This window comes from Methanobrevibacter sp. (assembly GCF_045114555.1).
Lineage (GTDB): Archaea > Methanobacteriota > Methanobacteria > Methanobacteriales > Methanobacteriaceae > Methanobrevibacter.
This window is the reverse complement of the sequence record NZ_JBGUKT010000018.1, coordinates 50,989-63,595: the sequence shown is the minus strand read 5'-3', so window position 1 is coordinate 63,595 and position 12,607 is coordinate 50,989. Positions and strand designations below refer to the sequence as shown.

Annotated in this window: 12 protein-coding genes; 6 read left to right on the top strand and 6 right to left on the bottom strand. The window is 31.2% G+C overall.

Going from position 1 to position 12,607, the window contains the following annotated elements; genetic code table 11:
* Positions 1-110: 110 nt before the first annotated feature.
* The 6 genes from ACJMLB_RS03715 (at position 111) to amrS (ending at position 5,087) form a co-directional block, all read left to right on the top strand.
* Positions 111-509, top strand: a complete 399-nt coding sequence (locus ACJMLB_RS03715; RefSeq protein ID WP_292776890.1) for a Zn-ribbon domain-containing OB-fold protein — start codon at positions 111-113, stop codon at positions 507-509.
* 152 nt (positions 510-661) lie between these two features.
* Positions 662-1,645 (top strand): sirohydrochlorin nickelochelatase, encoded by a 984-nt coding sequence (gene cfbA / locus ACJMLB_RS03710; RefSeq protein ID WP_405323784.1) that lies wholly within the window; start codon positions 662-664, stop codon positions 1,643-1,645.
* 165 nt (positions 1,646-1,810) lie between these two features.
* Positions 1,811-2,278 carry a nucleoside deaminase gene (locus ACJMLB_RS03705; protein ID WP_405323782.1) on the top strand — a complete coding sequence of 156 codons (468 nt, stop codon included), beginning with the start codon at positions 1,811-1,813 and terminating at the stop codon, positions 2,276-2,278.
* A gap of 13 nt (positions 2,279-2,291) precedes the next feature.
* Positions 2,292-2,753 carry a GNAT family N-acetyltransferase gene (locus tag ACJMLB_RS03700; RefSeq protein ID WP_292607534.1) on the top strand — a complete coding sequence of 154 codons (462 nt, stop codon included), beginning with the start codon at positions 2,292-2,294 and terminating at the stop codon, positions 2,751-2,753.
* Between the two features lie 91 nt (positions 2,754-2,844).
* A complete protein-coding gene (gene thiL, locus ACJMLB_RS03695) occupies positions 2,845-3,972 on the top strand; it encodes a thiamine-phosphate kinase (RefSeq protein WP_405323780.1) in 1,128 nt (375 codons plus the stop codon).
* A gap of 77 nt (positions 3,973-4,049) precedes the next feature.
* A complete protein-coding gene (gene amrS / locus ACJMLB_RS03690) occupies positions 4,050-5,087 on the top strand; it encodes an AmmeMemoRadiSam system radical SAM enzyme (RefSeq protein WP_405323778.1) in 1,038 nt (345 codons plus the stop codon).
* A gap of 113 nt (positions 5,088-5,200) precedes the next feature.
* Here the strand turns inward: amrS and ACJMLB_RS03685 are convergent, their stop codons facing one another.
* The 6 genes from ACJMLB_RS03685 to ACJMLB_RS03660 all read right to left on the bottom strand — a co-directional run bounded on the left by ACJMLB_RS03685 (position 5,201) and on the right by ACJMLB_RS03660 (position 12,557).
* Entirely contained in the window at positions 5,201-6,412 is a 1,212-nt protein-coding gene (locus tag ACJMLB_RS03685) for a CDP-glycerol glycerophosphotransferase family protein (protein ID WP_405323776.1), read from the bottom strand.
* A gap of 19 nt (positions 6,413-6,431) precedes the next feature.
* Positions 6,432-7,238, bottom strand: a complete 807-nt coding sequence (locus ACJMLB_RS03680) for a sugar phosphate nucleotidyltransferase (protein WP_405323774.1) — start codon at positions 7,236-7,238, stop codon at positions 6,432-6,434.
* 60 nt (positions 7,239-7,298) lie between these two features.
* A complete protein-coding gene (locus ACJMLB_RS03675) occupies positions 7,299-8,414 on the bottom strand; it encodes an NAD/NADP octopine/nopaline dehydrogenase family protein (RefSeq protein WP_405323772.1) in 1,116 nt (371 codons plus the stop codon).
* A 145-nt stretch (positions 8,415-8,559) separates the two neighbouring features.
* Positions 8,560-9,621: a histidinol-phosphate transaminase gene (locus tag ACJMLB_RS03670; protein ID WP_295608430.1), complete on the bottom strand. Its 1,062-nt coding sequence runs from the start codon at positions 9,619-9,621 to the stop codon at positions 8,560-8,562.
* 130 nt (positions 9,622-9,751) lie between these two features.
* Positions 9,752-10,927, bottom strand: a complete 1,176-nt coding sequence (locus tag ACJMLB_RS03665) for a hypothetical protein (protein ID WP_405323770.1) — start codon at positions 10,925-10,927, stop codon at positions 9,752-9,754.
* The gene (locus ACJMLB_RS03660; protein WP_405323768.1) at positions 10,917-12,557 is read right to left on the bottom strand and encodes a LicD family protein; all 1,641 of its coding nucleotides are present in this window, start codon (positions 12,555-12,557) and stop codon (positions 10,917-10,919) included. The genes ACJMLB_RS03665 and ACJMLB_RS03660 overlap by 11 nt, the downstream gene beginning before the upstream one ends.
* Positions 12,558-12,607 lie beyond the last annotated feature (50 nt).

Genomic DNA, 12,607 nt, shown 5'->3' with positions numbered 1-12,607 from the left:
GATAATATTTATTAACTAAAAAATTAATAAATATTTAAAAACTACTTATGAAAAATTAAAAGAAAAAAATTAATCATTTTTATCATGCTTATTATATTAGGAGGAATTTAATGTCTGATACTGTAAGAACCTGGCGTCATATCCAACAAAGATATAACCTTGTTGGATCCAAATGTACTACTTGTGGTCAAGTGTTTTTCCCACAAAGAGTAATCTGTCCTGATTGTAGAAGAAAAGGAAACATTGAAGATATCCAATTTTCAGGAAAAGGAAAAATATTTACCTATTCTGTAATTAGAACACCTACTTCTGACTTCAAGAAAATAGCTCCTTATGCTGTAGCTATCATTGAACTTGAAGAAGGTGCTAAAGTAACTGCACAAATCGTTGACGCAGATGTTGATGATATTCAAATCGGAGACCCTGTAGAAATGGTCTTTAGAAAAATCCGTGAAGACGGCCCTGATGGTGTAATTTCATACGGATTCAAATTTAAAATTGTAAAATAATTTTTTAAATAGCTTTTTAGCTATTTATTTTTTTATAAACCTTGAGTAATACTTTTTTTCAAATTATTATTATAAAGTAATACTTTCTTATTATTATCAAAGATTAAAATTTATTTAGATATGTGTTTAAAAATACGTAAAACTGTGATATTATGAGTAATGAAGACACTGCTGTATTATTGTTAAGCCATGGAAGTACTCTTCCCTATGCAGAGGAAGTTTTTAAAAAGATATGCGCTAAGTTTAAGGCAAAGACAGAATTTGATGCTGAAGTAGGATACATGAAAGTGGCTCGTCCAAACTTACCTGAAGCCATTAACATTTTAAAAGAACGCAATCCTAACTTAAAACGCATTATAGCTACTCCAGTATTTTTAGCTGCTGGAATTCACACTAACATTGACATACCAATCATACTTGGTCTTGAAACTAAGGAAACAGATCCAAGACAACCGGATGGAATCTATCCTGAAGGACATTATTTATACGGCCTTGAAGAGGTTGATTTCGATGGAGAAATTGATTTGCTCGGTCCTATAGGCCCTAATCCAAAGCTATTAAAAATAATCAACAATAAAATAAGCGGTGCACTTGAAGAATCAGAGCTTGACGCAGATGCAAAAACCGGAGTATTGCTAGTTGTACACGGAAGCAGATTGAATTACAGCAAGGAATTTATCACAGACCTTTTCGGACAATTTGAAGCTCAAACTGAATATCCATGTGACTTTGGATTCATGGAACTTGTAGACCCTAACATTCCAACTTCAATAAATAAGCTTGTAAGCGAAAATGAAGTTGACCGATTGGTTGTCGTTCCTGTATTCATTGCTCCTGGAGCACATACTACAAGGGACATTCCAACTATTTTAGGATTCATAGAAGATGATGGAACTGGCCATCACCATCACCATCATCACGACCATGGACATTCTCACTCCCATGACCATGAACACAGTCATGACCACGACCATGATCATGGCCATAGTCATTCTCATGGACATCATCACCATCATCATGGACATGATGATGTCAAAATGGAATTTGATGGGGAAATATTATACCCAGACCCAATCTGTGATGATGACATCCTAATTGAAATCCTTGAAGACATAGTTAAAGAGGCATTAGAATAATCGTTTCTAATTCCTTATTTTCTTTTTTTTTTAACATGCTGTATTGTTTTCAATACTCTTGTCTTTTTTATCTTTTTTTAATTTCTATTCTTGTTTAGTAAAATTATTATTAGTCTTTTTTTAAATATAATATTAAAAATAACAAACTCGATTATGGGGTATTTTATGCATAAGAAATTTATGGATGAAGCAATCAAGGAGGCCGAAATATCATTTTCAGAAGGTGGAATACCTATTGGTGCAGTCCTTGTAAAGGATAATGAAATAATATCAAGAGGCCATAATAAGCTTATTCAAAACAATTCAGTGATTCTTCATGGTGAAATGGATGCAATTGAAAATGCAAAGGGCCTTAATTATGAGGATTATAGAAAATGCATCCTTTATACAACCCTTTCACCTTGTCCAATGTGTTCTGGAGCTGTACTCCTATACAATATTCCAACAGTGGTAATAGGTGACAACACAACCTTGATGGGTGCTGAAAGTCTCTTGAAGGACAATGATGTAGAAATCATCGTTTTAAACGATTCAAGATGCAAGGAGCTATTTGAAAAGTTCGTAATGGAAAACCCTGGAGTTTGGGAGCATGAGCTTGCAAAGGTAGGAAACACTACAGAGCTAAAGAAATGAATGAAGTGATAATATGGAATCAGTCATTACAAATGAAAAGGATGAAAGGTTCATTGAACTTACAAGGCAGTTGGACAATGAATACTTTTTCAAGCTTGGAGATGTAGTTGAAAGGTACTTAGACTACAATGCCTTGACAGATCCCCATATTGTAATTCTTGCCTTGAATTGGGGAAAGCCGATTGCTTGTGCCAGCTTCAGATTGATTGACAAGGATACAATTGAAATCAGAAGGGTGTATGTCAAAAAGAGATACAGAAGAAAAGGGATTGCATACAAGCTTATAAAGCAGCTTGAAAAACTGGCAATGGAAGAGAATTTCAAGTACTCTGTTATCGAAACAGGCCGTGACAACGAAGCAGCCATCAATCTATATAGGAAATTGGATTATGAGATAGTTAATAATTTCGGTATCTTTGAAGGAGACGATTTGTGCATATGCATGAAAAAACAGTTCAAATCAATGATTTTCTAATTGAATCCTATTATCCTAAGATTATTTTACTCTTTTTTTTAATTTTTTATTTAAGAATATTTTTTATATTAAAAAAATCAAATAATTTCATATGAAATCAAGCCAAATCAAAGTCTCTGAAATTGGTGAGAAAGGCCTTATTGAAAGAATCATAGAAAAATCCAAATCCTGTTCCTCTTGCGGATTTGGCAATGACATTGATTTTTCCAATTTCGCAACATCAATTGGAGATGACTCTGCACTTACAAACGTAAATATGGATGACAATAGCTATTTGGTCACTTCTACAGACATGCTTATTCAATCAAGCCACTTCCCAAAAGGCATGACTTATTTTCAGATGGGATACAAATCAGTAGTGGTTAATGTAAGCGACCTTGCAAGCATGGGTGCAGAGAATATTGGATTTCTATTGAACATAGCCATTCCAAAGGATATGCTGCTTGATGACTTTGACGATTTGATATGTGGGGTCATTAGGGCCTGTGACAATTATAACAATCCCCTCATAGGGGGCGACACCAATGAGGCAAATGAAATAATAATCTCAGGAACAGCCATTGGCCAGGTTGACAAGGACAAGGCATTGATGAAATACGGATTTGAAAAGGGAGATTTGGTTTGCATAAGCGATGAATTGGGATATGCTGCAATTGGATTTGAATTATTGTCTCTTAAGGAAAAAGATCCGAATCTATATCAGGAAAAGACCGATGAAATCAAGGAAATAGATTCTACAATCATTGATTTGGCTCTTCTAAAGGCATTAAAGCCAGAAGCGAAATATGATGAAGGCCATATTTTAAGGGAACATAATACAGCCAACAACAGAATATCTGCAACAGACATTACAGATGGCCTTGCAAGCGAATTTTATGAAATATTGAATTCTGACAAGAAGTATATTAAGCTTAATGACAGCATTTCATCAAATTCCTATTCCAAAGGAATAAGAATCTATGAGGAAAAGCTTCCTGTTGAGGATGAATTCAAGGAAATAGCTGATATTTTAGGCTTGAATTACCTTGACCTATTCCTGCATGTAGGAGAGGATTTTGAATTTTTGTTTACTATAAACAAAGAATTAGATGATCAATTGTCAAGAGAAATGCATTATTATGCTATAGGTGAAATCACTGACAATAATACAGTTGAAATACTACTCTCAAATGGTCAAATTCAAAAAATAAGCTCAAGAGGTTATCAACATCTCAAATAGACAATGCTTAACCTAGTTTGATTAATTGAATTTATATCAATCATTATAATTTCTAAACAATTATCTCAGGTGTTTTTATGATGAAGGAATCCAGCTTTTACACTAAATTATATGAAGGGAATTCGTCAAGTGAAAAACCAGTCAAATGCAATCTATGCGGAAGGATGTGTAAGATATCCAATGAAGGTTTAGGATTCTGCAACACTCAAAAAAACATCGATGGAAAATTATATTCTTTAAATTATCATAGAATGGCTTCATGCCATACAGATCCTATTGAAAAGAAGCCTTTGTATCACTTCTTGCCAGGCTCTTCAACATACTCAATAGGTGGTTTTGGGTGTAATTTCTCATGTTTGAACTGTCAGAACTATATGCTTTCAATGAATTCTTATGATGAATTCAACTCAACTCAAATACTACCAGAAACCATCGTTAAAAATGCTATTAATGACAATTGCCTATCGATTTCTTGGACCTATAATGAACCTACGCTATACTTTGACTTCGCCCGTGAAACCTCTTTGATTTCACATAGAGAAAATCTTAAAAATGCATATGTTTCAAATGGGTATATGAGTGAGGAATCATTAGAGGAAACAGTGAAATTTATCGATGCCTTTAACATTGACTTGAAGTTCTTTGATGACAGGCTCTATAGGGAAATTTGCGGCGGTAAATTGGGCATTGTTCTTGACAATCTAAAAATCATTTATGAGGCGAAAAATAAATATGGTACTCATTTGGAAATAACCACTCTTTTGATCAATGACTTGAATACAGATGAGGACCACATAAGATCAATCTGCAATTTCATATTGGAGGAATTGGGAGAAGAGGTTCCCATTCACTTTTCAAGGTTTTTCCCAATGCATAAGATGAGCGATGAGAGTCCAACGAAAATAGATTATCTTTTAAGAGCTAAGGAAATAGCCATTGATATGGGAATGGAATATGTTTATTTGGGAAACATGCCTGCTGACAACAATACCTATTGCCCTAATTGCGGTGAGCTTTTGATAGCAAGGGAAAGATATTGCAACAGCGATAAAAATAGAATAAAGGATGGCCATTGCATTAATTGTGGCCATAAAATCAATTTAATTTTTGAATAATTTTTTTAAATTTATTTTTTTTTAGTTTTAATAAATTTAATTTTTGAATAATTTTTTTAAATTTATTTTTTTTTAGTTTTAATAAATTTTATTCTTGATTTATTTTTTTAGGTTTATTTTTTAGTTCTAATTAATTCAATGATCTTTTTAGATGCGTTTCCATCGTCAAATGGATTGAACTTTTCATTCCATTTCTTATATTTTTCACCGAATTCTGATGCATAATCCTCTTCGGTGTAATTTTTTATGAAATCAATCATTTCATCATTGGTTTCGCATATAGGCCCGGGGACTTCTGCAACCATATCGAAATAGAAATCTCTTAAATTGTTTTTATAATTTTCCAAGTCATATGTGAAGAATATCATAGGCCTTTTTAAAATGGAATAATCAAACATCACTGATGAGTAATCTGTTATCATCATATCTGAAATCAAGTATAATTCCTGAATATCCCAATCAGCATCGCATTCAATTACAAAATCATCATATTTGCTCCAATCAATGTTTTCTTTTACTAAATAATGGAATTTAACGATTAAAATGTAATCATCCTTCAATTCCTTATACATTTTGTCGAAATCCATTTCTGTAGCGAATTTGTATTCTCCTTTTGCATAATACTCATTGTCTCTCCAGGTAGGAGCATAAAGAATAATCTTTTTATCTTTAGGAATATTCAATCTGGTTTTTATCTCCTCAATGTCTTCCGGCTTGTTTTTGTTTATTAGAATGTCATTACGCGGATATCCAATTTCCAGCATCTCACCCTTAAAATCGAAAGCTCTTTTGAAAATCTCAGAGGAATAGCTGTTTTGTGAAATCAGATACTCCCACAATGCAGTATTTTTCTTAAAGTCATCATGGTACTGGCTTATGTCTTGATTGCCGCTCATATCTATGTAATCCATGTCCAATGCTAGTTTTTTAAGGGGTGTTCCATGCCATGTTTGAATATACTTTGTTTTCTTATTTTTCCTAAGGTAGTATAAATGCCTTGAATCGAAAACCCAAGTTCCGCTTCTAAGGGTGTAATATAGAAATTTAAAAAATGATTTTTTAACTTTTATTGGATTTCCATTTGTTTTAGTATTTGTATCTGTAAATACCCATACACATTTGAATTCCTTGTCTAATCCCTGATTTAATATTTCTTCATAGATGGATTTAGGATTTCCAGTAAAATTTCGGCCATTACTTGATTCAAAGAGAATAATCTTATCATTAACAGGAATAATATATGATCCGATAATGTATAGTCCTCTGACTAAATGTTTGCCTATATTTAAAACAATTTTTTTTATTTTATTAATTATTACGGCCATATTATCCCTTATATCCTTATTATCCTTCTAATTCTTTTATTAGTGCCTTGGCATTTTTCCAGTCGTTATGGTCATCTATTTCAGTCCATTTTAAACCATTTGTTAAAACAAAATCAATTGTTTTAATAATGCTTAAATCTTTATATGCAAAATCATAATAGTTTTGAGGATCATCTTCTATTAATCCCTCTAAAATTCTATTGAATTCTGCCACATCATCATAAAGTACTTTTGATACTCCAATAAATTCTCCGCTGGATGATGGAATATCCAATTGTTTGCCTATTGAATTAATTTTACCATTAGCTATTGTTTTCTCATCATTTAATGATTCATCATCGATTATAAGTTTGAATGATTCTTCATTCAGTTCTTTAAAATTGTCTATTATCATTCCAGTATTTTTAGAAGCAACTAATTTAGAAATGATTTCCGGATCTACAACATTATCTCCATTTACTAAAATAAAATCATCCAAATCATTTTCCTCAATGAATTTACTGGCAAGATAAGTTGACACGGAAGTGTTTGTCACATCATATTTTTCATTTACAATAGTTTTTATTTCTATATCATACTTTTCAGCTATTAAGGGGCATAAACCCATTACTTTTTCTTTATTGTATCCTACAACAACAATAAATTTTTTTATATCTGCATTTATACAGTTTTTAATCATTCTCTCAAGCAATGTCATTTCATTTATTTCAAGCAATGCTTTAGGAATTTCTTTAGTTAGAGGCATTAGTCTAGTACCCATTCCTGCTGCTAATATCACACCAATCATTTTATCACTATTTTTGATATTTCTCATACTTCCTGTCATGTTAAAACAGATTTTTTATATTCTTATTTCTTATTTAACATTATATTGTTTTTTTAATAATTATATTCTATAATAATTTATAATGGACTCTAAACTATCTAAACCGTAATTTGCTGGAATTCCAGAGTTTTCAAAGTCTTTTCCAGGGCTGCCATCTTCATTGAAATAGCAAATTCCCTGCTTATCTTCATAGAATTTTAAAATGGTGTCTATTGCTGGAGTTTCAACATCAGTTAATATTGCGAAGTATTTAATAATTGCAATTCCATATGGGAAATCTTCTAAAAACATTCTTGAATTGAAATCAGGATAGAATTTTCCTTCTTTTTCAATCAATGGGACCTGAACAACTTCAAATGCTTTTATGCTTTTTAATTTTTTAGTCATTGCCTCTGCAGTAGGTGATTCATAATAAATTTTTAATGAAACTACCTCTTCTAGGTTTAATGGCTTCATACGATTGCATATTTCTTGAAGTTCTTCATCGTATTTTAACAATAATTTGGAAGTTTCATCATTCCATTCTTCATAGAACATTAATTGTCTATCGTATGAATCTCCCTCGTTATAATCCTTAAATACATTATATACTCCTGATAAGTGTAATAATGGGTTGGATGGAGCTAATGTCACTGCCAAGTATTCATTCAATGGGATGGTAGGAATGGAAATCAATTCCTCAATCTCTTTACAAATTTCTTCTGATTTATTTTTAGGAATTGATGCAAGGTATAAATTTGTTTTTCTTGATAGGCAACTAGCTATTTCCTTATTGGATTGTCTTGCAACAAAAGGAACGCGCTGTAAGCCAAATACACTAATGCCATCTTCAACTAGTTCTTTACACATATATTCTGCTCCACCATATCCTGGCAAGAAACCTAGTTTACATCCTTTTGGATAGAATTCCTTACTTTCTTTAATAAAGTCTTTTCTTAAGAATGCTGGATATGTGCAGAATACGTAACTTGCATTATCTAAAGCTTTTTTAAGATCAGTTTCTATTTTAATATCAAGATTTGTATATTTTTTTCCATTTTCAACATCTTCAAATACTAATTTAGAAACATCAAATTCCTTATGAGTGTATATTACAACTTCATGTTTTTTAAGTAGAGCTATTGTACTAGCTAATACTAAACCAATATTACCTGCTCCGACAATACAAATCTTCATTTAAATCATTCCTTTTATCCCTTTTTTTAATTTAACAGAAAATAATTCACTTAGTTTTAATTTAATATTAACATTATTTATTTTTAATTAATCGTAAATATCCTTGTATTTTCTAAATAGAATTGTAAATTAAAGTATATACTTTTTATTGATCAATATCTTCTAATGCTTCAATGAATATGTCCATAACCTCACTTTCTCCAATAGAAACACGTAAGCAATCTCCTAAGTCAGGAACATCCTTGTATACTTTTATTAAAATTTTCTTTTCTTCTTTCATTCTTTCAACGATTTCAGAAGCATCCACTTTTTTTGGTTTAATAAATATAAAGTTTCCTTCCTTAGCACTTACAGTATATCCTTTTTCAATTAAGGTATCAATTAAATGTTGTTTACCGGTTAATTGCTTTTCTACCAATTCATCAATCATACCTTCTTTTTCCATAATTGATTGAGCAAATAACATTCCAAATGCATTCACATTATGAGGAGTGCATAATTTTTGTACAGTAGCTATTTCTTTTGGCTGACCAACAACATATCCTAAACGGCCACCTGCTAAGGAAAATACCTTTGAAAATGTTCTTGTTAATAATACGTGATCATTTTCTAATGCATATTTGATAAATGAATTTGGATAGAAGTAGAAATATGCTTCATCAATCAATAAGGTACATTCATGTTTTTTACAAGCTTCTAATATTCTATCTGCTTCTTCATAGGAGTAGACATCGCCAACTGGATTATTTGGGTTTAATATGATCACCAAATCAATATCATCGCTTATTGCATTGATGATATCATCAACATCCATATTTAAATTTTCGTCATACTCAACATGAACACTTTCTCTTCCATACATTTCACAGTAGACATCATACATTGCATATGATGGGGTGACTGATAGGACTTTTCCTCCAGGTCTACTATATGCTTGAATAACATAACGAATACCTTCAGCGGAACCATTCACTAAACAAATGTTTTCTATTTCAACACCTATGAATTCTGCTAGTTTTGTAGTGAATTCCAGTTGTTCAGGATATTTTGCAACGAACTCTGGTGTAACTTTTGAAAGGACTTCATCAATAAACTCTTGTGATAATCCAACAGGATTTTCGTTTAAGTCCATACGAATATATCCATCTCTTGAATTTTGATCAAAAATTCTAAATAAATCCTCCACATTTTTATTTATATAATACATACAATTCCTCCTACAGATTAATGCCCTTGCTTATTTTATTAAATTTATTAATTCTATTCAATTTTAGCTATTAATTAATTAAATTTTAATAATTAATTAATTTAGGAAATTAGTTAATCAGATAATTAAATTAAATATCAATCCTCTGTTTTTTAATTTTATCAGCTAATTCTTTTCTGTCAGTTTCTCTCAAATACCAATCTAGGATTTCATCAATGTCTTCATCAACTGAAAAAGTGTATCCTACACGGATCCCATGTTTTTGCGCTCCAATCAATGGATTTAAAATTAAAGTCAACTCTTCAAGGTTTTTATTAGCATATAATTTTAAAATCTCTTCTTTTTGCCCAATAAACTCTTCACGTGTATGAATGACTCTTCCACTTTGCTTAACATGTCTTTTCATATCTCTGATAACGGTTTTATGTCTTTTTGCTATTGGGCTTCTGGAATAAATTTCCTCATAAAGTATTTGCATCTTATCTAAAGACTCTTGGATTTCAGGATCATTTGAAAATTCTTCCCAATTAATTATGCTGCTTGTAAATCCAGTAGGTCCTTTCCATTTTTTATCACGCCATTCTTTTCCGTAATAAAATTCAGCGTAACGATTGAAATCTTTAAAAATGTATGCTGGAATGCCTTCAATATCTTTTTCGATTATTTCATCAAACAAATTAGGTTCTATAGCTTTTGTTCCAGCAATTTTCACAAGAGGATAATTTTTTATTTCATCCCATGTCCAAATTGAAAAATTTTCTTTTTTAACATTATACCTTCTATTAATGGAACGATTGTTTCCAGTAATATGATAAAATCCATTCAATGCTTTTTTGCTGTAGTTCAAATACCATAGGTGATTTGTTTCCAAATCCAAATATCTGAGTTTCCATAATCTACGTTTAAATTTCAGTTTTTTACCGGTTCCTTTTCGAGCGGGATGTTCTATAAAACGAATATTGATACGAATACAATTGTTTTCAATATGTCTGGACTTTCTAAAATCAACTTCTTTTTTTTTCAAGTCCAATGAGTCTTTATATCCTAACATCATAAAGTGTTTGTCAAACTTAGGATTTGTTCTGAAATCTTCAAAATAGAAATCATCATCATCCAGCAAATCAGCTACTTTTTCAGCATCTCCTTGACACATCATCACTTCTAATGATGCTAAATTTTCAATTGGCTCTCCAAAATATGCTAGAAACGCTCCATGACCGTGCAATACATATTTAACATCCGCTTTTTCACAAAGTTCATTGAGTTTACGAAGTAATTTGATTTGTATCTCTCGTCTAGTCAACATCAATTTCCTCCTCCGCCATTCTATCAATACCAACATATCGTTTTGCATATTGCCAAACAAATCCATTTCTTGTATGGTGTACTGCTTCATCATAGATTTCTGTTGCTTTTTCCACATTACCTAAATGATAATACGCTTCAGCTATATAAGCCATTATCTCACCATCTTTTGGATAGTCTATTAGCATTTCACTTCCTTTTGAGATAACCTTTTCATAATCCGTATTATTTTCTGCTTTTTTAATATTTAACCATAATCTTGCTCTATATGTATCAACTAGGTTTTCACAATCCTCTACAACATCATTCAGTAAGTTTTCTATTGCATCAGTATCATAATCGTCATAGATTGCAATGGATAATTTTTTGAAAAATATACACATTTCTTTCAAATGCTTGAACTCATCATCAAGTTCGAAATTCACTTCAAGAATATTTATTATATTCCTTGCTGTATAGTATTGCCCTTGCTTAATTTTATTTAGAAGAGCTATTTTAATCAGCTCTTTATCAATATCTATTAGAAAATTATATTTTCTACAGTTTTGATTTAATTGAATTGAATAATAACCAGCAAAGAGATCATTCAATATTTTATATTCCTCATCTTTTATCAGCTGTTTCAAGTCATAATCATTGAATTCAATTTTTTTATTTATTTCATTTTTTGCAATGATTCCCTTCATTCTAGCTTTTTCCAGTTCAACTTTTCTTCTAGGAATCCATAATTTTAGGTTATTGCGCTTATTCATTTCATAAGCATGAACCACTTTATCTTGATTTATGAATTTAAGATAAATGCTTGTAAAATCTTCAAAAGGATGATTTGCATCCTCCAATAATGGATTATGGGATAATTTTCCTTCACCCTCTGGAATATACATCCAAGTGTCCCCATAATCTGTCCGTAATGCATGTTCCAATTCATAAGCCACTGGGAATTTTCTTCCTTCCAATTCCTCATAACGTTTTTCTCTATAAAATTTTGTTTTATGAAGCAATGTACGAATACCCCAACGTAAACAGAGAGTGTCTGCTTTTTCTATAGGGTAATTATATAATTCATCGTATAATTTGTCCATTACTTCTGAATACCCTTTTTTATCAATTTTTTTGTAATAGCTTAAAACTAAGTCTCTATGGGCTGCATATTCTTCTAATGGAAGGCTTTTACAAACCATAAAGTAAGGTGAAAGAATTTCTAAAAATGCTCTCGTTTGATTCAAATGCTCTTTCTGCCCATCTTCAGGATTTGGAATTGGATCTAATATAAAGAATTCAATTTGATCTCCACATGTTTTCGCAGATATTGATTGTGCTGGATAAATTGTTGTTTTGGTTGTATCAACATAACGAACAATTGGATTTCTATGATATGGAGCATTTTCTATACATACTAAATTTCTGTTTTCAGGTAATATTTCTGGATTTTCACTAACCAAATCACGTAATTTAATCCAATTATCCCGTGTAATGTATAAATCTATATCATCATCCCATGGTAGGAAGCATTGATTTCTAATTGCTCCTAATGCTGTTCCTCCAGCTAGACAATAATCGATATCATTTTCACTGCAAATATCATCTAACTCAATCAAGAGCTTAAACAAGTTTTCATGTAAAGCATTCATCAATAATTTCTCCTATTTAAACAATCATCAATGTCATGATTTAAATTTTT